We start from the raw sequence: 20,138 nt of genomic DNA, 5'->3' as shown, positions 1-20,138 counted from the left end.
CTATTTCCGCCGGGCCCCGGGAATATCCGGCGCCCCTGCCCGTCCGCGCGGGGCTCGCACGGCCGGCCTTCGCAGGCTTGGGGGCCGTCCCGGATATTCCCCGCCGCCCATTGGATATCCAATCGCTGCCAGTGGCGTTCCTATTGGATTCCTATGGAGCCGGACACCTACGTTCGACGCATGTCGAAGATTCTTTACGTGATGACCGGTGCCGCCTTCTGGACGCTCGCCGACGGCACCCCCCACCCCACGGGCTTCTGGGCCGAGGAGGCCGTGGCGCCGTACGAGGCGTTCCGGGCGGCTGGCCACGAGATCGTGGTCGCCACGCCGGGCGGCGTCGTGCCGACCGTGGACCGGGGCAGCCTGGCGCCCGAGGTCAACGGCGGCCAGGAGGGCGCCGACAGGATCGCCGCCGGGCTCGCCTCGTTCACCGCGCTCCAGTCGCCGATCCGCCTGGAGGACGTGGACCTGGACGACTACGCGGCGGTGTACTACCCGGGCGGCCACGGCCCCATGGAGGACCTCGCCGTCGACGCGGCCTCCGGACGGCTCCTGTCCCTGGCGCTGGAGTCGGGCAAGCCGCTCGCCGCCGTCTGCCACGCCTCGGCCGCGCTGCTAGCCGCCACCAGGGCCGACGGCACCAACGTCTTCGCGGGCTACCGCCTCACCGGGTTCACGAACGCCGAGGAGGCCCAGGCCGGCCTCGCCGACCGGGCGAAGTGGCTGCTCCAGGACCGTCTGGTCGCGGTGGGAGCCGACTTCCGGGAGGGCGAGCCGTGGGCTCCGTACGTGGTCGTCGACCGCAACCTGGTCACCGGCCAGAACCCGGCCTCTTCGGCCCCGCTGGCCACGGAACTCCTGAAGCAGTTGGGCTGACACCCGGCCTGCTCCCACCAGCGGCTTCGGCCCTGTCCTGTCCGACGTGACGCCGGGCGGCCGGCTTTCCGACGTCACGTCGGACGGCTGCCCGTGCACGGCTGAACCCGCTCTTCACGCGTTCTTGCACATAGGTTCGGAGTCACACATCTTGTCGTACGCACGCCGTGAAAGGACCGCTCCCATGAGCACCTCGAACACCTCGCGCCCCGCCGACGCCTCGGGCACCTTCGCCCTCGGCGGCGACCTTCCCGTCAACCGGCTCGGGTACGGCGCGATGCAACTCACCGGACCGGGCGTCTGGGGCGAGCCCAAGGACCGGGACGAGGCCGTTCGGGTGCTGCGGCGCGCCGTGGAGCTCGGTGTGACGTTCATCGACACCGCCGACTCCTACGGCCCCATCGTCAACGAGGTGCTGATCCGCGAGGCCCTGCACCCCTACGCCGACGACCTGGTCATCGCCACCAAGGCCGGTCTGACCCGCTCGGGACCGGACGACTGGCGTGCCGTGGGCCGCCCCGAGTACCTGCGCCAGCAGACGGAGTTGAGCCTGCGTCACCTCGGCGTCGAGCGCATCGGCCTGTTCCAGCTGCACCGCATCGACGAGCAGGTGCCGCTCGCCGACCAGCTCGGCGAGCTGGTGCTGCTCCAGAAGGAGGGCAAGATCCGCCACATCGGCGTCTCCGAGGTGACGGTGGATCAGCTCAAGGAGGCCCGCGAGCACGCCGAGATCGTCTCCGTGCAGAACCAGTACAACCTGGTCAACCGCGGCTCCGAGGACGTCCTCGAGTACGCCGAGCGCGAGAACATCGCGTTCATCCCCTGGTTCCCGATGGCGACCGGCGAGCTGGCCCGCCCGGGCGGCCCGCTCGACGCGGCCGCCAAGGAGCACGGCGCCTCGCCGTCCCAGCTCGCGCTCGCCTGGCTGCTGCGCCGCTCGCCGGTGGTGCTGCCCATCCCCGGCACGTCCAAGGTGGCCCACCTGGAGCAGAACACCGCCGCCGCGGAGATCACCCTGACCGACGCGCAGTTCGAGGCGCTCGCGGCCGCCGTCTGACGAGACCGCGGCCCAGGGTGCTCGGTCGCTGGCGCTCACCACCGCACGGTGGGCGCCAGCGCCCGTGCTCAGCTCCGCGCGGTGGGCGCCCCTGCTCATCGCCGCGCGGTCGGCGTCCCCCTGGTCATCGCCGCGCCCCCACCACCGCCACCGCGACCGCCGCCGTCAGCCCGCCCAGCACCATCACCGCCGACGGCGCGGCCCGGTCCACCACGGCCCCACCGGCCAGCGCCCCCAGCGAGATCGTCGCCTGGAACGAGGCGGTGAAGAGCACCGAAGCCGCCTCCGGGGAACGCGGCACCGCCGCCGCGAACCACGCCCCCGAGCACACCGGCACAGCGCCGTACGCGATCCCCCACACGACCAGCAGCGCCACCGCCCCGCCCGGCCGGTCCCCGAGCACGGGCAGCAGCAGGACCGCGGCCGCGATCAGCCCCGCGGCCACCGCGAACGCGGCGCGCGGCCGCCGCGCCACCGCGGCGCCCCCGAGGAAGTTCCCGGCGATCCCCGCGGCCCCGTACGCCAGCAGGAACACGGTGACCACGCCCGGGCCCACGTCCGTGACCTGCCGCAGGAACGGCGTCACGTACGTATAGGCACCGAAGTGCGCCAGGACGACGAGGAACGTCACGAGCAGCGCCCAGCGGGTGCCCGGGCCACGCAGCGCGGCCCGCAGAACGCTCACGCTCAGGGCCTCCTCCGGTGCGAGCGGCGGCAGCACCAGGACCATGGCGCCGCAGACGCCCACGCTCAGAACTCCCATGACGGTGAACGCCGTTCGCCATCCGGCCGCCTCCCCCAGGAAGGTCCCGAGCGGCACGCCGAGCACCGACCCGAGCGGCACCGCGGAGAAGATCACCGCCGTGGCCCGGCCCGCGGAGTCCGGCGGCACGAGCCGCCCCGCGAGCCCGGCCCCGATCGACCAGAACCCGCCGATGGTCACGCCGACCAGGACCCGGGACACCAGCACGAGCCAGTACGCCGGCGCGACCGCCACGACGAAGTTCGCCAGCGCGAGGAGCGCCATGAAGGCGCACAGCATGGTCCGCCGGTCCACGCGGGCCGTGGCCGTCGTCACCAGCGGCGCGGACAGCGCGGCCAGGAAGCCCGGCATCGTCATCGTCAGTCCGGCCGTGCCGTCCGTGACGTCGAAGCTCCGCCCGATCGCGGGCAGCAGGCCGATCGGCAGGATCTCCACCGTGACGATGGCGAAGAGCCCGGCCGTGACCGAGCAGACGGCCAGCCAACTGATCAGCGGGGAACGAGGAGTCGCCCGGGGGCGCTCGGCGGTGGTCGTGAGGGTGTGCGGCATGGGCGGGTCCGTCCTGGCGGAGAGTTCCTGGGAGTTCCTGGGAATTCCTGTGGGGGAAACACATCGATGAATCGACACATCGATGTGGGCGCGCTGAGGGCGCGTCTCAGTCCATCAGGGGGCGCGGGTCCCGGTCTGGCAGGTAACCGACCCCATGGTCGGCCCCCGGCACGTACCCGAGGGCGGTGCCCAGCGGCACGTACCCGACGGAAAACAACAGGCCCCGCCACAAGCCCCGCTGCTAGCATCCCCGCATGATCACGCCAGAGTTCCGCGTCGCCATGATGCCCCGCCGACGGGGCTGCTGACAGCGGACGCGAGCGTGTCCGAGGCCCCGAGACGGGGCCTCGTTCTGTCGCACGGCACGGAGCCCCGCCTCTCCCGTCCGGACCTCATCCGGAAATCCTGGAGGCTCCCATGACCACACCCCGTACGACCTACGTCACCACGACCATTCCGTACGTCAACGCCCGCCCGCACCTGGGCTTCGCCCTCGAACTCGTACAGGCCGACGTGCTGGCCCGCCACCGCCGCCACCGGGGAGACAGGGTCCGTTTCCTCACCGGCACGGACGACAACTCCCTGAAGAACGTCCTCGCCGCCGAGGCCGAGGGCGTCCCCGTGCAGGACTTCGTGGACCGCAACGCGGACGCGTTCGCCGCGCTGCGCGCCCCGCTCGCCCTGTCGTTCGACGACTTCATCCGCACCAGCCGCGACCCGCGCCACCGGGTCGGCGTGGAACGCCTCTGGCGTCGGTGCGCGGCCTCCGGCGACCTGTACCGCAAGCACTACGAAGGCCTGTACTGCGTCGGCTGCGAGCAGTTCTACACGCCCGCCGAACTCGTGGCGGGCCGCTGCGCCGAGCACGGCACGGAGCCCAGGCCCGTCGCCGAGGAGAACTGGTTCTTCCGCCTCTCCCGGTACGCGGACCAACTGCACGAACTGATCTCCTCCGGCCGCCTGCGCGTCGAGCCCGCCGTGCGCCGCAACGAGGTCCTCGCCCTGATCGAGGGCGGTCTGCACGACTTCTCCGTGTCGCGCTCACAGGCCCGCGCCCGCGGCTGGGGCATCCCCGTCCCCGACGACCCGGACCAGGTCGTGTACGTGTGGTGGGACGCCCTCGGCAACTATGTGACGAGCCTCGGCCACGGCACCGACGACCCCGCGTACGACCAGTGGTGGACCGGCGCGACGGACCGCCGACACCTGCTCGGGAAGGGCGTCGTCCGCTTCCACGCCGTGTACTGGCCCGCGATGCTCCTGTCGGCAGGTCTGCCGCTGCCCACCGACATCCTGGTGCACGACTACCTCACCGTCGACGGCCGCAAGATCAGCAAGTCCGGCGGCACGACCGTCGACCCGGCTGAGCTGACGGCGGAATTCGGCACGGACGCGGTCCGCTGGTGGCTGCTGCGCGAGGTGCCCCGGGTCGGGGACGCGGACTTCACCCGGGAACGGCTCGTGGCGCGCGCGAACGCCGATCTCGCCGGTGGGCTCGGGAACCTCGTCAACCGGGTCGTGACGATGGTGCACCGCTTCCGCGACGGCCGGGTGCCGGAGCGGAGCGCGGTGACCAACGGCACGGACACCGAGGGCACCCCGGCCGTGGGCACGGAGCGGCTGGCGGCCGTCTGTCGTGCAGTGCCGGGCCAGGTCGACGACGCCCTCGCGGACTTCGACTTCCGGCGGGCGACGGCCGCCGTGTGGCGGATCGTCCAGGAGGGCGACCGCTGTATCGACGGTACGCGGCCGTGGGAGGCGGCCAAGGCCGAGCGCGCGGGCGACCGGGCCGCGGGCGAACGGCTCGACGGGGTCCTCGCGTCCCTGGTCGGGGCCTGTCGCACGGTCGCCGACCAACTCGGCCCGTTCCTGCCGGAGTCCGCGGCCCGGGTGGCGGCGCAGTGCGCACCGACGGACGGCCGGCTCCCCGCGGCGCGCCCGCTGTTCGCGCGGGTGGGCGAGGCGTAGAGGACTTACTCCTGGCTCTGTTCCTGCTGTTCCTGCTGTTCCTGGCGCTCGACGTCCCGTACGAGGTCGAGGGCCCGGCCCAGGGTGGTGAGGCGGGCGGCGAGGGTGGCACCGGCCGGGTAGAGGCGGACGGTGGTGACTCCCGTCGCCCGCCACACCCGCAGTCGCTCGCGCACCCGGTCCTCGGTGCCGATGAGCGTCGTCGCGAGGACCATGTCGTCGCTGATCAGCGACGCGGCTCCGTTCCGGTCGCCGGCCTGCCAGCGTGCGCGCACGGCCGCGGCGACCTCGCTCCAGCCCTGGCGGCTGTACGCGTCGTTGTAGAAGTTCGTGGCCGCCGTGCCCATGCCGCCCAGGCTGAAGGCGAGTTCCTTCTTGCGCCCGCCGACCAGTGCGCGCAGGGCGTCCTCGTCGTCGGCGAACGCCACTTCGGCGCCCTGGCAGATGTCCAGGTCGGCGCGGTGCCGTCCCGCTTCGGCGAGCCCGGCGTCGAGGTGGTCGAAGTAGGCCTCCTTGGCGCCTTCGGGTACGAAGCTGGTGCCGAGCCAGCCGTCGGCGACGCGGCCGGTGAGGCGGAGCATGCGGGGTGAGAGCGTGGCGAGGTGGACGGGCAGGGCGTGCTCGGCGCGGATCGCCAGGCGCATGGGCCGGGCGTCGCCGCCCGGCAGTGGCAGGGTGAACTCCCGCCCCTCGTAGGCGATTTTCTCCCCGGCCGCCGCCTGCCGGACGATCTCGACGGTCTCCCTCATCCGGGCCAGCGGCCGGTCGAAGGGGACCCCGTGCAGCCCCTCGACGACCTGCGGCCCGGACGGGCCGAGGCCCAGCAGGAACCGGCCGTCGGAGATGTTCGACAGGGTGATCGCGGCGCGGGCGATGGCCACGGGGGTGCGGGTGCCGAGCTGGATGACGCCCGAGCCGAGCTGGATGCGGTGGGTGCGGGCGGCCAAGTAGCCGAGCGGCGACGGCGCTTCGGCACCCCAGGCCTCGGCGACCCAGCAGGTGTCGAGGCCGAGCTTCTCGGCCTCGGTGACATAGGTGACGGTGTCCTGCCAGTCGGCGGACGCCTCGACGGTGGTCGCCGTACGCATCACGCGTCCCCCTCGGCGAGCGCCCTGATGGTGTCGAGGGTGGCGCTCATCCCGCTCTCCAGTTCCCGCATCCGTACGAAGACGATCTTCTGCTCCTTCTCCGGCGCCCGCTCGATCGCGAGGGAGAGGCCGGACGGCCCGGGCCCCATCCGCATCCAGTGCGTCAGCTCGGTGCCGCCGTCGCGGTCCCGCAGGCTGAACCGCCAGAAGGCGCTGGGGCGTTCGGGGTCGGTGACCGCCCAGCCGAAGACGCGGGGCGCCTCGCACTCGACGACGTGGGACGTGGTGGTCCACGCGCCGAAGGCCTCGTGTTCGTTGTGTCCGGCGAAGCGCGCCCCCGGGGCCGGGGCGGCGGCGCCGTCCAGCCACTCCACGGCCCGCAGTTCGCCGCTGCGGCCGGGCATCAGCGTGATGTCGGTGGCGAGGTCCCACACCCGGTGGGGCGGCGCGTCGATCCAGGTGCGCACCTCGACGGTCGGCTGGTCCACGTAACGTACGCCAGTCCACTCCATGGCCAGCAGAGTTGCTCAACAGGACTGACGTGTCAAGGAGTTGCCAAGCTGCCCGCGCACCCGGCAATCAGGGGTCCGACCGCGACCGCTTCGGGCACACTGGTGCCGTCGGGTCCCCCGAGCGGGGCGAACGAGGCGGGCGAGGCGGGGACGATGTGGCCGCGAGTCAACGGAATGCGCTCCCTTGAGCTGGGCACACCCGGAGCGATGCGGGCCGAGCTGAACAGCCGCGTCCTCGCGGGGGCGAAGGCCACGACGACCGGTCTCCTCGCCGACTACGCCAAGGAGACCGAGGGCCTGGAGTATCCCGGCGAGCGCCTTGCCGTCCTGGACGACGACGGCGGGTGCGTGGCCACGGTCGAGGTCACCGGCGTCCAGGTGCTGCCCTTCGCCGAGGTGACGTGGGCGCACGCCGACGGCGAAGGTGAGGGATTCGCCGACCTCGCCGACTGGCGCTCGGGGCACCTGCGCTACTGGGCGCGGCAGGGGGTGCCGGTCACCGATGGCACGCTCGTGGTGTGCCTGGCCTTCCGGCTGGCGGAGAACTCGTGACCCCGCGGGACGGCCGGGAAGTCGGGCGCCCGTAGAAAGCGGGCAAAAAAGAAAGCAAGGAGAGCACCCGCTCCTTGCCACTCTTAACTTATAGCGCACTGGGGGGCTTGCGGCAAGGCCCCGGTCGTCCCGCAGAATCGCTCATCTCAGCCGGACCTCCGGGCCTCCGGACCTGCGAAAATGGGAGATTCACCCAGCATGACCCCCCTGAGCACCAGTGCGTTCGACCTGCCCGACCGACTCGACGCCAAGGCCGACCCGGCGTTGATCGCCGACGACGAAAAGCACTTCGCGGCCATCGCGGAGACCCTCGCGCAGACGATCGCCGAGCTGTCCGACCACCTGGACACGGTGCGCAGGGCGCCCGGCGGCATCGGCCGCCAGGGTCTCGACCGGGACGCGGAGGTCCACCGGCTGACCGCACGGCTGCGCGCCCTGCGCCGCTTCGGCCTCGACCTGTGCCTGGGGCGCGTCGTCGGCGCGGACGACCCCGAGCCCCTGTACGTCGGGCGGCTCGGCCTCACCGACAGTTCGGGGCGTCGGCTCCTGATCGACTGGCGCTCCCCCGCGGCCGAGCCGTTCTTCGCGGCGACCCACGCCAGCCCGATGGGCCTGACCAGCCGCCGCAGGTACCGCTGGACCGGCGGGCGGATCAGCGACTACTGGGACGAGGTGTTCACCGCCGACGGCCTCGAACACCACGCCGCGCTCGACGACCAGTCCGCGTTCATCGCCAGCCTGGGCAGCAACCGGTCGGAGCGGATGCGTGACGTGCTCGGCACCATCCAGGCCGACCAGGACGCCATCATCCGCGCGGGTTCCCGCGGCGCCCTCGTCGTCGACGGCGGCCCCGGCACGGGCAAGACCGTCGTCGCCCTGCACCGCTCGGCGTACCTGCTGTACTCCGACCCCCATCTCGGCCACCACCGGCGCGGCGGCGGCATCCTGTTCGTCGGCCCGCACGAGCCCTACCTGGGGTACGTCGCCGACGTCCTGCCCAGCCTCGGTGAGGACGGCGTGCAGACCTGCACCCTGCGGGACCTCGTCGCCGAGGGCGCGACGGCGGACGCCGAGACCGACCCGGACGTGGCCCGCCTGAAGGCGTCCGCGGGCATGGTGCGGGCGATCGAGAAGGCCGTCGCGTTCTACGAGGAGCCGCCCACCGAGGCCATGACCGTCTCGACGCCCTGGTCCGAGGTCCGGGTGAGCGCCGACGACTGGGCCGAGGCGTTCAAGGCACCGGGCCCCGGCACCCCGCACAACGAGGCGCGGGAGCAGATCTGGGAGGAACTGGCCACGATCCTCATGGACAAGCAGGGGATGGACGAGGAGGAGGACGGCGTCTCGCCCGAGCTGTTCCTGCGCTCGCTGCGGCAGGACCGGGACCTGGTCACGGCCCTCGACCGCGCGTGGCCGCTGCTCGAAGCCGCCGACCTGGTCTCCGACCTGTGGACGGTCTCCGCCTACTTGCGGATGTGCGCGCCCTGGCTGGACCGCGACGAGGTGCGAAAGCTCCAGCGCAAAGACGCGCCCCAGGCCTGGACGGTGTCCGACCTGCCGCTTCTGGACGCGGCGCGGCAGCGGCTCGGCGACCCGGAGGCGGCCCGTCTGAAGCGCCGCCAGGCCGCCGCCGTCGCCGCCGAGCGCGAGCGCATGGCCCGCGTCATCGACGAGATCGTCACGGCCGCCGACATCGACTCGGCCGGTGACGACAGCGAGGGCGCGGTGCGCATGCTGCGCGGAAAGGACCTCCAGGACAGCCTGATCGACGAGAACGCCCTGCCCACCGCCGACGCGGACCGGCTCGCCGGGCCGTTCGCGCACATCGTCGTGGACGAGGCGCAGGAACTCACCGACGCGGAGTGGCAGATGCTGCTGCTGCGCTGCCCGTCCCGCAGCTTCACCATCGTCGGCGACCGCGCCCAGGCCAGGCACGGGTTCACGGAGTCGTGGCAGGAACGCCTGGAGCGGGCAGGTCTCGACCGGATCACGCCGGCCTCCCTGACCGTCAACTATCGCACCCCGGAAGAGATCATGACGGAGGCCGAGCCGGTCATCCGGGCCGCGATCCCCGACGCCAACGTACCGACGTCCATCCGCAGCAGCGGCCTCCCCGTCACCCACGGCTCCGTCGCGGACCTGGCCACGGTCCTCGACGACTGGCTGGCCACGCACGCCGACGGGACCGCCTGCGTCATCACGACGCGCGCCACCGAAGGCGGCGCGCTCCCGGCGACGCCCCGGGTGCGCTCCCTCACCCCGGAGCTGTCGAAGGGCCTCGAGTTCGACCTGGTCGTCCTCATCGACCCGGAGTCGTACGGCGAGGGCATCGAGGGGGCGGTGGACCGCTATGTCGCGATGACCAGGGCGACGCAGCAGCTCGTGGTGCTCACGAGCGGCTGAGGCCACGCGCACCCGACGTCGGCCGTGGGTCAGCGGTGGCTCAGTACGTTGACCACACGGCCGTTGGGGTCACGTACGAAGAACCGCCGCACGCCCCACTCCTCGTCCTGGAGCGGGTGGACGATCTCCGCGCCGCTGTCCCGCAGCGCCGCGTACGCCGCGTCCACATCGTCGACCTCCACGCTCATGTCGGGCGGAACCGGTGCGGTCTTGTCGGTGGCGGTGTAGAGGCTGATCTGCGCCGCCGGGGCGGTCGGGGAGGCGAGGGTCATGATCCAGCCGTGGTTCATGACCTCCTCGAAGCCCAGCAGGCCGTAGAACTCCCGGCTCTTGCCTGCGTCTTCCGAGGGGATGTTGGGCACGACTCGACGAACGGACATCGGAGGACTCCAGGAGGAAGACGACGCCAACGATGACGCCAACGGGGAACACGTCTGTCACTTGTCACTGATCGAACCGTCTGCGCACCTCCGCCCGTTCGGCCAGGCGGGACGGGAAGCCCGGGCCCATCCGGGGGCGGGTGTCCGCGGCCGTCATGGGCTCCTTGCAGTGCGCGCACACGACCTCGGCGGCGCTGTCGTGGCCACACGGCTCGTGCCGGAAGACGACCGGTGCGCCGTCGTCGCCGCTGAGCCAGCGGTTGCCCCAGCTGTTCATCGCGGCGAGCACGCCGAAGAAGTCACGGCCCTTGTCGGTGAGTACGTAGTCGTGGCGCACCGGGTCGCTCTGGTACGGGCGCTTCTCCAGCAATCCCTCGTCGACCAGGCGCCGCAGCCGGTCGGCGAGGGTGTTGCGCGCGATGCCGAGTTCCTGCTGGAACGCGTCGAACCGCGTGACTCCGTAGAAGGCCTCGCGCAGCACCAGCGGCGTCCACCAGTCGCCGAGCAGGTCCATGGTGCGCGCGATGGAACAGGGCCAATTCGCAAAGGAGGTCCGCCTCATGGGGTCAGCATAGGAAGGTTCGCGCACACGTACGCCTTCTGGAGTTCACCGGTTCTCCTCGCGCCCCTGGTGTCCCTGGTGTCCCTGCTCCCTCCGGGCCGGTCGGCGCTCCTTGGCGCGCCGGTGCTCCGCCACCCGTTCACGGGTCGCGCACCGCGGTGAGCAGTAGCGACGTTCCGCCCCGCTGCCGCCGGTGACGTACACGTTGCCGCAGCGCGGTGAGGCGCACACGCCACCGGGGGGCCGCTGACGGTCCCAGACGAGGACGGCGAGGGCCATGCAGGACGAGGCGAGGAACCACTCGGCCCAGGGCGCGGAGTCATCGCTGTCGAGGTGGATGTGCCACGGCGAGCCGCCGCGGTGCGCGGTGAGCCGGACCGGGCCGCAGCCCTCGGCGAGGAGCCGGTTCAGGAGGGCGGCCACCGCGTCGACGTCGGGGGCGGCGAAGACCTCCCGCAGCCGCGCGGCGACAGCGCGCATCTCCGCCACGTCCGCGGGGGACACGTCCAGCGGATCGGCCTCGCCGTACTCGTGCAGGACCGCTTCGAGCGCGGCGAGCGGGTCGGTCTTGGCGAGCGGGTCGATCGTGGGCTCGGCGGTGCTGTCGACACCGAGGACGTTGACGAGCGCGGCGGCACGCTGGGCGGACCGCTGCACGGAGTGGCGGGTGGACCACTCGCCCGCCGATCCGCGCTGCGGCTCGCTCTGCGGCTCGTTCTTGGGCCCGCGCTTCGGCCCGCGCTTCGACTCGGGCTGCGGCTCGGTCTTCAACGGGTCGGCGGTTTCTGCGTCGTTCAGCCTCGTCACGCCCGTCAGCGTAACGCCCTTGGACGCACCGACCGTTACCTTGTAACGTGCTGTGAATGTCAAGGCGTTACAGCATGGCGCTCTATCTCACCGGCGCCACGGCGGCCCGCACCGGGGACGAGATGTCGGGTCCCGCGCTGCTCCTCGTGGGGCTCTCCGTGACGGGGTCGGCGTCGGCGGCATCGGCGCTCCTGTCGGGGATCACCGTGTCGGCGGCCGTGGGCGGGCCTGTCTTCGGCGCGCTGCTCGACCGGTCGGCACGTCCGGGGCGGCTCCTCGCGGGTGCGCTGGCCGCGTACTGCGCGGCGCTGCTCGTCATCCTGCTGAGCCTGGGGCGGCTGCCGCTGCCGGTGGTTCTCGCCACCGCCGTGGGCGGCGGGCTGCTCGGGCCCGCGCTCGCCGGTGGCTGGACCTCGCAACTCCCGCGTGTGGCCGCCCCGGAGAACCTGCCGCGCGCCAACGCCCTGGACGCGCTGACGTTCAACACCGCGAGCCTCGCGGGTCCCGCGCTGGCCGGTGCGGTCGCGATGGCGGCGGGTGCCTCGATGGGTGTCGTCGTGTCCCTGACCCTGATCGCCCTCGCGCTCCCGGCCGCGTGGACGCTGCCGAGGCGTGCGGCGGCGGTCCGCGCCGAGCCGTCCACGTCCGTCGTCGCCGACCTGGTCGCCGGCTTCGCCGCCATCGGCCGCACCCGGCCCCTCGCCCGCGCCACCCTCACCTCCGTCATCTCCTACGTCGGCGTCGGCATGCTGGTGACCTGCACGCCCCTGCTCGGCGAACGGGCCCTGGGCACGACCGGTTCGGGCACGTTCCTCCTCGCGGCCCTCGCCGCCGCGTCCCTCCTCGCGAACGCGCTCCTGGCCCGGCGCCCCGAGGCGCTCCGGCCCGACGCGACGATCCTGGGCAGCGTCCTCGCCCTCGCCCTGGCCCTGCTCCTCGCCGCGACCCTGTCGCCCCTCGCGCTGTTCGCGGCGATAGCCGTGGCCGGGGCGGGGGCGGGACCGCAGTTGACCGCGCTGTTCGCGGTACGCCACCGGGAGGCCCCCGACCGGCTGCGCGGCCAGATCTTCACCACCGGCGCCAGCCTCAAGATCACCGGGTTCGCGATCGGCGCGGGCCTCGGCGGCCCGGTCGCCACCTGGTCGCTCTCCGGCTCGCTCCTCGTGGCGGCGGGCTTCGAAGTCCTCGCCGCGCTGGGCTTCGTCCTCCTCACCGTGGTACCCGTACGTCACTCGGACGCGCCGTCGTCACACGCCGCCCAGGCGCGCGTACGGCCGTAACGTCCGCTGCGTCCCGCGCGCACCGTGCCGGGATCCAGGAGCTCGGACGGGAGCGCCGCCGCTGATGTCTGCCTCAGAGAAGCCCTTCGCGCCACCGGCCGCGGTCGTGCTCCAGGACTACGACCACCACGGGCGGGTGTGGTCGCTGGAGATCGCGACGGGGCTGCTCACGCCCGCGGCGGGCCGCTGTCACGGGTTCGTCCGCGTGCGGGACGAACCCGCCCGGGGCGGGCCTCCGGTCGCGGCCGCCCTGTACGCCGAGGGGGCCGACGCGGGCACGCTCTGGCTCCAGTACGGGCCGGAGCGCTGGGACTGCTCGGCAGTGGCCGTGCGGCAGGTGTCCGAGCCGGACGGCCACCGGCTGTTCACGGTGTTCGGGAAGCGCGGAGCGGAGCTGGAGCTGCGCTACCCGGCGCCGGATCCGGGGCCGTTCGACCCGGCGTACGACTGGATCGACACCGTCGCGGACGACTTCTTCCTCTGGGCCGCCGAGCGGCTCACCGACGCCGACGCCGGGGACGACGCCACGGCCGCCCGGCAGGCTCTGACGGAGCACTTGGCGACGGGGTTCCTGTCGGCCTGACATCGCCCCGGCCCCGTAAGAGGCGTCCGGGCTACGGCAGGATCGCCCCGAGCAGCGCCCGCGCGCACAGGTCCCGCACCTGTGCGCGCGTCAGCTCCGGCTCCTCCAGCCACTCCAGGCACACCGCGACCATGAAGGCCAGCCAGCCGCGCACCGCGAGGCGCACCGCGGGCAGTTCGGCGGCCAGGGGCGCTGTCTCGGGGTCCGCGGCGAGGGCGGCGAGGATCTGACGTTCCTGGGCGGCGAGGCCCTGGCGGTAGACCTCGCGGACCGTGGGGTCGCCCGCCGCCTCCGCCCGGTGAAAGGCGCGGAAGCCCTGCGCGTGGCCCTCGACGTACCCCAGGAAGGCGTCGAGACCGGCGCCGAGCTGCTCGCGCACGGGCCGCCCGGGTTCGGCGGCCGTCAGGCGCAGCATGCGCTCGCTCTCGCGCTGCACGACGGCGGCGAAGAAGTCCCGTTTGGTCGGGAAGTAGTGGTAGAGGAGCCCGCGGGAGACGCCCGCGATCTCGGCGACCTGCTCGATCCAGACGTCGTCATAGGGGTTCTGCGCGAACAGCCGCGCGCCCACGGTCAGGAGTTGCTCCCTGCGCTCCTCGGTGCTCAGTCTGCGGCGCGTGCGCTCCTGCGGATTCGCGGCCATCCGATCACCTTACTTGACGTCGGTTCAACAACCGGACCAGACTGCGAACCGCTATTGAATCCACGTACAACAGGCTTGAACGAGCCGCGTGCACAAGGGAGATGGCGGTCATGGCGCAGACGACGCAGCCGACGGGACGTGCCGAGCCGCTGCCCGGGGACCTGCCGAAGGGATTTCGCGGCGCCGAGGCCGGCTGGCCCGAGCTGCACCGCATCCCGCACCCGCCGCGCCGGGTGCCGCTGGTCGGCGACGTGCTCGGTGCGAACGTCCGCACGCCCGTGCAGGACTCGATGCGCATCGGCCGCGCCCTGGGGCCGATCTTCCGGCGCAAGGCCTTCGGCAAGGAGATCGTGTTCGTCTGGGGCGCGCGGCTCGCGGCGGATCTGGCCGACGAGGCGCGGTTCGCCAAGCACGTGGGGCTCGGGGTGGCCAATCTGCGGCCGGTCGCGGGCGACGGCCTGTTCACGGCGTACAACCACGAGCCGAACTGGCAGTTGGCGCACGACATCCTCGCGCCCGGATTCAGCCGTGAGGCGATGGCGGGCTATCACCCGCTGATGCTGGACGTGGCCGGGCAGCTCACGGCCCGCTGGGACGGCGCGGCCGCCGCGGGGCGGGCCGTGGACGTGCCGGGCGACATGACGAAGCTGACCCTGGAGACCATCGCCCGCACGGGGTTCGGGCACGACTTCGGCTCCTTCGAGCGGTCCCGGCCGCACCCCTTCGTGACCGCGATGGTCGGCACGCTCTCCCACGCCCAGCGGCGCAACGTCCTGCCGCCCGCGCTCGCGCCACTGCTCCTGCGCCGGTCCGAGCGGCGCAACGCCGCCGACATGGCCCATCTGAACCGGACCGTCGACAAGGTCGTCGCGACCCGCCGCGCGGCGGACGCCTCCGGCGCCTCGGGCGACCTGCTCGACCGGATGCTCGACGTCGCCCACCCCGACACCGGTGAGCGCCTGTCGGCGGAGAACATCCGGCGCCAGGTCATCACCTTCCTGGTCGCGGGGCACGAGACGACGTCGGGTGCCCTGTCGTTCGCGCTGCACTATCTGGCGGGCCACCCCGAGGTGTGCGCCCGCGCGCGGGAGGAGGTCGAGCAGGTGTGGGGGCGGACGGAGGTGCCCGCGTACGAGCAGGTGGCCAAGCTCCGTTACGTACGCCGGGTGCTCGACGAGTCGCTGCGACTGTGGCCGACCGCCCCGGCGTTCGCGCGCGAGGCCCTGCACGACACGTTGCTCGACGGGACGCATCCGATGCGGCGGGGCGCGTGGGCGCTGGTCCTGACGATGCTGCTGCACCGGGACCAGTCGGCGTGGGGCGACCGGCCGGAGGCGTTCGACCCCGACCGGTTCACGCCCGCCGCGGTGCGCGCCCGGCCGCCGCACGTCTTCAAGCCGTTCGGCACGGGCGCGCGGGCCTGCATCGGCCGTCAGTTCGCCCTGCACGAGGCAACCTTGGTGCTCGGGCTGCTGCTGCGGCGCTACGACCTGGTGCCGGAGGCGGACTACCGGCTGCGGGTCGCCGAGCGTCTGACCCTCATGCCGGAGGGGCTGCGGCTGCGGCTCGTACGCCGGGAGGGGTGAGCGCGGGGCTGCGTCCGGGGCGCTCGCGGGCACGCGCGCGTGGTGGTTGAAGGGCAATTGTCAGACCCGTGCGCAAGAGTGGGGGTTGCACCTTCGACCCTGGTGACCGCGCGCAAAGGAGCCAACCGACATGACCGGCACGACCCATCCCGAACTGGCCGCGGCGCAGGCGTGCTTGCGCCTCCTCCACACCGCACGCGCCGCCCTGTCCGGACCCGTGACGGCGCAGACCGCGGCGCTGCTCGCCGTGCCGATCGCGGACGCCGACGAGGCCCTGCGCCGCGCGGGCCTCGCGGGCAACGAGGCCGCGCTCCTGAACAGGATCTACGACCTGTCGCCACCCGCGCCCGCACCCGGCCCTCGCCCCGAGGGAAGCCTGCGGTGAGCGGCGCGGAGCGGAAGCCGGCAGGCGGGGGCGAGGCGGACGGCGACAAGGCCGGCGGCAACGACACGTACGGCAAGAAGCCGTTCAAGCGTTCGCGCAGCCACTTCGCCGACCGCGTCACGGCCGACGGCCGCGACGGCTGGCCGGTGGAGGCCGGGCGCTATCGCCTGGTGGTGAGCCGCGCCTGTCCCTGGGCGAGCCGCGCGCTGATCTCCCGCAGGCTGCTCGGTCTGGAGGACGCGCTCTCGCTGGCGGTCGCCGACCCGATCCAGGACGACCGCAGCTGGCGCTTCACGCTGGACCCGGACGGCCGCGACCCGGTGCTCGGGATCCGCTATCTGAGCGAGGCGTACGACGCGCGGGAAACGGGCTATCCGGGCGGCGTGAGCGTCCCGGCGATCGTGGACGTCCCGAGCGGCCGCCTGGTCACGAACGACTACCAGCAACTGACGCTGGACCTCGCCACCGAGTGGACGGCCCTGCACCGCCCCGGAGCGCCCGACCTGTACCCGGAGGAACTGCGCGACGAGATCGACACGGTGATGGACGGCATCTACCGCGACGTCAACAACGGCGTGTACCGCTCGGGTTTCGCGTCCTCCCAGAGCGAGTACGAGACCGCGTGCCGGGATGTGTTCCAGCGCCTGGAGGAGACGTCCCGGCGCCTCGCCGACCGCCGCTATCTGGTCGGCGACAGCATCACGGAGGCGGACATCCGCCTGTTCACGACGCTGGTGCGCTTCGACGCCGTCTACCACGGCCACTTCAAGTGCAACCGCTGGAAGCTGACCGAGGACCCGGTGCTGTGGGCGTACGCCCGCGACCTGTACCAGACGCCGGGCTTCGGCGACACGGTCGACTTCGACCACATCAAGCGGCACTACTACGAAGTGCACACGGGCATCAACCCGACCGGCATCGTGCCGCTCGGGCCGGATCTCGGCGGCTGGCTGACACCGCATCACCGCCGGCAACTCGGCGGCAGCCCGTTCGGGAAGGGGACGGCGCCGGGGCCGGTCCCCGAGGGCGAGGAGGTGCCGGAGGCGGGGCGGCCGTGACGCGTCGGCAGCCGTGAGGCGGGGGGGCGTTGCGGCGGGGCGGCCGCGAAGCGTGGCGGCGGGCACCGGCTCCTCACCCCCGGCCGAGCCGCTCCACGGCCGTGAGGACCCGGCCCGCCCCGTCCTCCGCCGCCATCGACCGGGAGACGGCCAGGGCGGCGGAGGCGCAGGCCGGTTCGTGGACCGCGCGGGTGAGCGCGTCGGCAAGGCGCGGCGCCGTGAGGGCCCGGAACGGGACGGGAGCGGGGGCGGCGCCGAGCGCGGTCAGGCGCGCCGCCCAGAAGGGCTGGTCGGCGGTGACGGGCACGGGCACGGCCGGGACTCCGGCGCGCAGGCCCGCCGCCGTGGTGCCCGCGCCCGCGTGGTGCACCACGGCGGCCATACGGGGGAAGAGCAGGGCGTGCGGCAGCTCGCCGACGGTCAGTACGTCGTCGCCGGACGCCTCCAGGCCCGCCCGCCCGGACTGCAGGACGCCCCGGAGTCCGGCCCGCCGCAGCGCCGCCACGGCGAGTTCGCCAAGGCGTTCGCCCTCGCCCGCCGCCATGCTGCCGAAGCCGATGAAGACGGGCGGCGGACCGGCCGCCAGGAAGTCCTCGACCAGGGACGGCAGTCGCCCGTCCGGATCGTGGTGCGGCCACCAGTTGCCGACGACGTCGAGCCCGGCACGCCAGTCGGCCGGGCGCGGCACGACCGCCGTGCTGAAGCCGTGCAGCACCGGCCCGCCCGCCCGTTCTTGACGGGCGCGGACTGCGCCCACCGTGGCGGCCGGGAGCCCAAGGCGCGACCGCAGGTCCCGCACCGCGTCGGCGTACACACGGTCGACCATGCGCAGGGAGAAGCGCGCCAAGCCGCGGTTGCCCCAGCGCCCCAGGGACCGCGCGCCGCTCACGACCGGGGCGAACTCCCCCGTCGGATGGGTGGGCTGGAGGTAGGCGCCGATCGTCGGCACACCGTGGGCCTCCGCGAGCTGCCAGCCCAGCGGGGCCGTCGTCGTGGACAGGACGAGCAGTTCGTCGCTGTCGTCGACGGCGTCCGCGAGTCCGGCGCCGAGGTCACGCACGAAGGCACCGGCCGCCCGCATCAGCTCGCGGCGGCCCGCCGTCGCCCCGGAGGCACGCGCGTCGGCGGGCAGCGGCCGGAACCCCAGACCGGCGCCGCGCACCAGCGGCGCGAAGCTCTCGTGCGTGGCGAGCGCCACCTCGTGCCCCGCCGCGCGCAGGCGGGCGCCCAGGCCGGTGTATGGGGCGATGTCGCCGTAGGAACCGGCGACGGTGATCAGGATTCGCACCACACACCCCCACGACCCTTACCCTCAGGTTTAGCTTCACCCTTGGAGCAAGTATCGGCATCGGTGATCACCTCAGTGTCGTCAATGGCGATCGCCTCGGCGTCGTCGCTGACATCGGCGTCGACATCGGCGTCGACATCGGCGTCGACATCGGCGTCGACATCGGCATCCGCACCGACGTCGGCATCGGCGTTGGCACGGACGGCCTCCCACAAGTACCGGGCCAGCCCGGGGCGCTGCTGCGAGGGCGGTACGACCAGCGCGAACGCCCGGGCGTCGGTCAGGAAGTCGTCGGCGATGCGCAGGTGCATGGCGGGCGGGCAGTCGGTGAACCAGCGGCCGATGTGCCGCCGGTGCTCGTCGGCGAGCGTCCTGGCCCGCTCTCCGTCGGCGGGTTCGTGAGCGTCGAAGGCCACGAGCAGCCGCTCCCGCCAGGCCGCCGCCTCGTCCATGAGGCGGGCCCAGTCCTCCTGGGAGTGCGCGGCGGCGCGGGCCATGGCCTCCTTGTGTCCGGCGCTGTCCGCCCATTTGGTCTCGGCCTCGGTGGCGTAGCTCAGGTCGAAGGTGATCTCGCCGAAGACCTCGAAGCGTTCGCGCGGGGTCAGCCTGACGCCCGTCTGCTGGACCTCCATGGCGCGGTCGGCGACCTCGACGAGCCGTTCCAGGCGGTCGATCTGCTCGCGCAGGGTCCGGCGCCGGGCCCGCAGCAGGTCGAGCGCGTCGGCCTGGGGGTCCGTCAGGATCTGGGCGATCTCGTCGAGCGCGAAGCCGAGTTCGCGGTAGAAGAGGATCTGCTGGAGCCGGGCGAGGTCGGTGTCGCCGTAGAGCCGGTAGCCGCCGGGGCTGCGCTCGCTCGGCGTGAGCAGGCCGGTCCGGTCGTAGTGGTGCAGCGTACGGACCGTGACCCCGGCGAAACCCGCGACCTGCCCGACGGTATAGCTCATGATCGTCTCCCTGTCGTCGCCGTACAGCGTGCAGCCTGACGTGACGTGAGGGTCAAACAGCGGCGGTGACCGTGGGGGCGCCGGTCGCAGCGCGGGCCCCGCTGGTGCGGCGTGCGGTGCAGGCGTGCGGTCGGCACGTGGCCCCTTCGAGTGGTCGGCGCGAGGCCCGTTCATGCGGTCGGCACGGGCACCAGTCGTGTCGTCAGCGCGGCGGCAGCGAACGAGGCGCGGCGCCCCGGCGCCGCTCCGCACGGCGTGCGGGACGCGCGGGTCGACGGGCGCGGGCGCTCCGGTGAGGGCGGCGAGTTCCCGGTGCAGCGCGTCGGCGTCCAGGTCCGCCCCGGACGCGGCCGTCAGCCGCGGCACGCTGCCGTCGTCCAGCCAGGTCGGCCCGGCCGGGTCGGCCCGTACGCACCACGGGCCCAGGAAGGCGGCGACGAAACCGGCCGGGGTGTCGTCGGTGTGCGCGTACCGCGGCGGCACCAGCACGCCCGCACCGACGACACCGCCCACACGCACGCCCCCCACGGCGTGGTGAACGCGGGCTATGTCGCGTGGGCGGCCACGGTCACCCTCACCGCCTGACGCCCAGTCCTACCCATGCCCCCCCATTTGTTAATGGGATCCATTTTCATATAGCCTCTGGCCAGCTCTTCCCCACCCGCACGCACCACTCTGGAGGACCCATGGCCGTACCCAAGCGGAAGATGTCCCGCAGCAACACGCGGCACCGCCGCGCCCAGTGGAAGGCCACCACCCCGCAGCTGGCGCCGGTGACGGTCGACGGCGTCACGCATCTCGTACCGCAGCGCCTGATCAAGGCGTACGAGCGCGGCCTCATCGCCCCCGAGGGCTGA

The 20,138-nt window shown here is 73.1% G+C and carries 19 protein-coding genes and 1 pseudogene; 11 read left to right on the top strand and 9 right to left on the bottom strand.

Features of this window, described 5'->3' with window-relative positions:
* Positions 1 to 180: 180 nt before the first annotated feature.
* Both ACZ6BG_RS17290 and ACZ6BG_RS17285 read left to right on the top strand, forming a co-directional pair.
* Complete coding sequence (locus tag ACZ6BG_RS17290) at positions 181 to 876, top strand: type 1 glutamine amidotransferase domain-containing protein (RefSeq protein WP_469001857.1); 696 nt, start codon at positions 181 to 183, stop codon at positions 874 to 876.
* A gap of 184 nt (positions 877 to 1,060) precedes the next feature.
* On the top strand, positions 1,061 to 1,933 hold the full coding sequence (locus ACZ6BG_RS17285; protein WP_469001855.1) for an aldo/keto reductase: 873 nt from the start codon (positions 1,061 to 1,063) through the stop codon (positions 1,931 to 1,933).
* A gap of 124 nt (positions 1,934 to 2,057) precedes the next feature.
* On the opposite strand, the gene ACZ6BG_RS17280 is transcribed toward ACZ6BG_RS17285, so the two are convergent.
* The gene (locus ACZ6BG_RS17280; protein WP_469001853.1) at positions 2,058 to 3,245 is read right to left on the bottom strand and encodes an MFS transporter; all 1,188 of its coding nucleotides are present in this window, start codon (positions 3,243 to 3,245) and stop codon (positions 2,058 to 2,060) included.
* A 417-nt stretch (positions 3,246 to 3,662) separates the two neighbouring features.
* On the opposite strand from ACZ6BG_RS17280, the gene ACZ6BG_RS17275 reads away from it, so the two are divergent.
* Positions 3,663 to 5,213 (top strand): methionine--tRNA ligase, encoded by a 1,551-nt coding sequence (locus ACZ6BG_RS17275; protein ID WP_469001850.1) that lies wholly within the window; start codon positions 3,663 to 3,665, stop codon positions 5,211 to 5,213.
* Positions 5,214 to 5,218: 5 nt separating this feature from the next.
* Here ACZ6BG_RS17275 and ACZ6BG_RS17270 read toward each other — a convergent pair whose 3' ends face one another.
* Together ACZ6BG_RS17270 and ACZ6BG_RS17265 are read right to left on the bottom strand one after the other, a co-directional pair.
* On the bottom strand, positions 5,219 to 6,301 hold the full coding sequence (locus tag ACZ6BG_RS17270) for an LLM class flavin-dependent oxidoreductase (protein WP_469001847.1): 1,083 nt from the start codon (positions 6,299 to 6,301) through the stop codon (positions 5,219 to 5,221).
* Positions 6,301 to 6,813 (bottom strand): SRPBCC family protein, encoded by a 513-nt coding sequence (locus ACZ6BG_RS17265; protein ID WP_469001844.1) that lies wholly within the window; start codon positions 6,811 to 6,813, stop codon positions 6,301 to 6,303. The genes ACZ6BG_RS17270 and ACZ6BG_RS17265 overlap by 1 nt, the downstream gene beginning before the upstream one ends.
* A gap of 153 nt (positions 6,814 to 6,966) precedes the next feature.
* On the opposite strand from ACZ6BG_RS17265, the gene ACZ6BG_RS17260 reads away from it, so the two are divergent.
* Together ACZ6BG_RS17260 and helR are read left to right on the top strand one after the other, a co-directional pair.
* Positions 6,967 to 7,365: an ASCH domain-containing protein gene (locus ACZ6BG_RS17260; RefSeq protein ID WP_469001841.1), complete on the top strand. Its 399-nt coding sequence runs from the start codon at positions 6,967 to 6,969 to the stop codon at positions 7,363 to 7,365.
* Positions 7,366 to 7,563: 198 nt separating this feature from the next.
* Positions 7,564 to 9,768 (top strand): RNA polymerase recycling motor ATPase HelR, encoded by a 2,205-nt coding sequence (helR, locus tag ACZ6BG_RS17255; protein WP_469001839.1) that lies wholly within the window; start codon positions 7,564 to 7,566, stop codon positions 9,766 to 9,768.
* Positions 9,769 to 9,797: 29 nt separating this feature from the next.
* Here the strand turns inward: helR and ACZ6BG_RS17250 are convergent, their stop codons facing one another.
* The 3 genes from ACZ6BG_RS17250 to ACZ6BG_RS17240 form a co-directional block, all read right to left on the bottom strand.
* A complete protein-coding gene (locus ACZ6BG_RS17250) occupies positions 9,798 to 10,148 on the bottom strand; it encodes a VOC family protein (RefSeq protein WP_469001836.1) in 351 nt (116 codons plus the stop codon).
* 64 nt (positions 10,149 to 10,212) lie between these two features.
* On the bottom strand, positions 10,213 to 10,710 hold the full coding sequence (locus ACZ6BG_RS17245; protein WP_469001833.1) for a winged helix-turn-helix transcriptional regulator: 498 nt from the start codon (positions 10,708 to 10,710) through the stop codon (positions 10,213 to 10,215).
* Between the two features lie 45 nt (positions 10,711 to 10,755).
* Positions 10,756 to 11,367, bottom strand: a complete 612-nt coding sequence (locus ACZ6BG_RS17240; RefSeq protein ID WP_469002969.1) for a CGNR zinc finger domain-containing protein — start codon at positions 11,365 to 11,367, stop codon at positions 10,756 to 10,758.
* 206 nt (positions 11,368 to 11,573) lie between these two features.
* Between ACZ6BG_RS17240 and ACZ6BG_RS17235 the strand changes: the two genes are divergently transcribed.
* Complete coding sequence (locus ACZ6BG_RS17235; protein WP_469001830.1) at positions 11,574 to 12,797, top strand: MFS transporter; 1,224 nt, start codon at positions 11,574 to 11,576, stop codon at positions 12,795 to 12,797.
* Between the two features lie 64 nt (positions 12,798 to 12,861).
* Positions 12,862 to 13,380 (top strand): hypothetical protein, encoded by a 519-nt coding sequence (locus tag ACZ6BG_RS17230; RefSeq protein WP_469001828.1) that lies wholly within the window; start codon positions 12,862 to 12,864, stop codon positions 13,378 to 13,380.
* Positions 13,381 to 13,411: 31 nt separating this feature from the next.
* Here the strand turns inward: ACZ6BG_RS17230 and ACZ6BG_RS17225 are convergent, their stop codons facing one another.
* Entirely contained in the window at positions 13,412 to 14,020 is a 609-nt protein-coding gene (locus tag ACZ6BG_RS17225) for a TetR/AcrR family transcriptional regulator (RefSeq protein WP_468459049.1), read from the bottom strand.
* A 110-nt stretch (positions 14,021 to 14,130) separates the two neighbouring features.
* Here ACZ6BG_RS17225 and ACZ6BG_RS17220 point away from each other — a divergent pair, with 110 nt between their 5' ends.
* The 3 genes from ACZ6BG_RS17220 to ACZ6BG_RS17210 all read left to right on the top strand — a co-directional run bounded on the left by ACZ6BG_RS17220 (position 14,131) and on the right by ACZ6BG_RS17210 (position 17,049).
* Complete coding sequence (locus ACZ6BG_RS17220) at positions 14,131 to 15,606, top strand: cytochrome P450 (protein ID WP_469001822.1); 1,476 nt, start codon at positions 14,131 to 14,133, stop codon at positions 15,604 to 15,606.
* 130 nt (positions 15,607 to 15,736) lie between these two features.
* Positions 15,737 to 15,991 (top strand): hypothetical protein, encoded by a 255-nt coding sequence (locus tag ACZ6BG_RS17215; protein WP_469001820.1) that lies wholly within the window; start codon positions 15,737 to 15,739, stop codon positions 15,989 to 15,991.
* Complete coding sequence (locus tag ACZ6BG_RS17210) at positions 15,988 to 17,049, top strand: glutathione S-transferase family protein (RefSeq protein WP_469001818.1); 1,062 nt, start codon at positions 15,988 to 15,990, stop codon at positions 17,047 to 17,049. The genes ACZ6BG_RS17215 and ACZ6BG_RS17210 overlap by 4 nt, the downstream gene beginning before the upstream one ends.
* A gap of 73 nt (positions 17,050 to 17,122) precedes the next feature.
* Here the strand turns inward: ACZ6BG_RS17210 and ACZ6BG_RS17205 are convergent, their stop codons facing one another.
* Positions 17,123 to 18,337, bottom strand: coding sequence for a glycosyltransferase (locus ACZ6BG_RS17205; RefSeq protein ID WP_469002966.1), 1,215 nt, complete (start codon positions 18,335 to 18,337; stop codon positions 17,123 to 17,125).
* A gap of 188 nt (positions 18,338 to 18,525) precedes the next feature.
* Positions 18,526 to 19,281, bottom strand: a pseudogene (locus ACZ6BG_RS17200) (MerR family transcriptional regulator); the annotation flags it as partial.
* 686 nt (positions 19,282 to 19,967) lie between these two features.
* Here ACZ6BG_RS17200 and rpmF point away from each other — a divergent pair.
* Complete coding sequence (rpmF, locus tag ACZ6BG_RS17195) at positions 19,968 to 20,138, top strand: 50S ribosomal protein L32 (RefSeq protein WP_469001816.1); 171 nt, start codon at positions 19,968 to 19,970, stop codon at positions 20,136 to 20,138.

This window comes from Streptomyces sp. NPDC041205 (genome assembly GCF_055591765.1).
This window is presented reverse-complemented; position numbering and strand designations above follow the sequence as displayed.

What these genes read in the sequence shown, in the direction of transcription:
- ACZ6BG_RS17290 (WP_469001857.1), top strand. Translation starts at nt 181, where the DNA reads ATGTCGAAGATTCTTTACGTGATGACCGGTGCCGCCTTCTGGACGCTC.
- ACZ6BG_RS17285 (WP_469001855.1), top strand. Translation starts at nt 1,061, where the DNA reads ATGAGCACCTCGAACACCTCGCGCCCCGCCGACGCCTCGGGCACCTTC.
- ACZ6BG_RS17280 (WP_469001853.1), bottom strand. Translation starts at nt 3,245, where the DNA reads ATGCCGCACACCCTCACGACCACCGCCGAGCGCCCCCGGGCGACTCCT.
- ACZ6BG_RS17275 (WP_469001850.1), top strand. Translation starts at nt 3,663, where the DNA reads ATGACCACACCCCGTACGACCTACGTCACCACGACCATTCCGTACGTC.
- ACZ6BG_RS17270 (WP_469001847.1), bottom strand. Translation starts at nt 6,301, where the DNA reads ATGCGTACGGCGACCACCGTCGAGGCGTCCGCCGACTGGCAGGACACC.
- ACZ6BG_RS17265 (WP_469001844.1), bottom strand. Translation starts at nt 6,813, where the DNA reads ATGGAGTGGACTGGCGTACGTTACGTGGACCAGCCGACCGTCGAGGTG.
- ACZ6BG_RS17260 (WP_469001841.1), top strand. Translation starts at nt 6,967, where the DNA reads ATGTGGCCGCGAGTCAACGGAATGCGCTCCCTTGAGCTGGGCACACCC.
- helR (WP_469001839.1), top strand. Translation starts at nt 7,564, where the DNA reads ATGACCCCCCTGAGCACCAGTGCGTTCGACCTGCCCGACCGACTCGAC.
- ACZ6BG_RS17250 (WP_469001836.1), bottom strand. Translation starts at nt 10,148, where the DNA reads ATGTCCGTTCGTCGAGTCGTGCCCAACATCCCCTCGGAAGACGCAGGC.
- ACZ6BG_RS17245 (WP_469001833.1), bottom strand. Translation starts at nt 10,710, where the DNA reads ATGAGGCGGACCTCCTTTGCGAATTGGCCCTGTTCCATCGCGCGCACC.
- ACZ6BG_RS17235 (WP_469001830.1), top strand. Translation starts at nt 11,574, where the DNA reads ATGTCAAGGCGTTACAGCATGGCGCTCTATCTCACCGGCGCCACGGCG.
- ACZ6BG_RS17230 (WP_469001828.1), top strand. Translation starts at nt 12,862, where the DNA reads ATGTCTGCCTCAGAGAAGCCCTTCGCGCCACCGGCCGCGGTCGTGCTC.
- ACZ6BG_RS17225 (WP_468459049.1), bottom strand. Translation starts at nt 14,020, where the DNA reads ATGGCCGCGAATCCGCAGGAGCGCACGCGCCGCAGACTGAGCACCGAG.
- ACZ6BG_RS17220 (WP_469001822.1), top strand. Translation starts at nt 14,131, where the DNA reads ATGGCGCAGACGACGCAGCCGACGGGACGTGCCGAGCCGCTGCCCGGG.
- ACZ6BG_RS17215 (WP_469001820.1), top strand. Translation starts at nt 15,737, where the DNA reads ATGACCGGCACGACCCATCCCGAACTGGCCGCGGCGCAGGCGTGCTTG.
- rpmF (WP_469001816.1), top strand. Translation starts at nt 19,968, where the DNA reads ATGGCCGTACCCAAGCGGAAGATGTCCCGCAGCAACACGCGGCACCGC.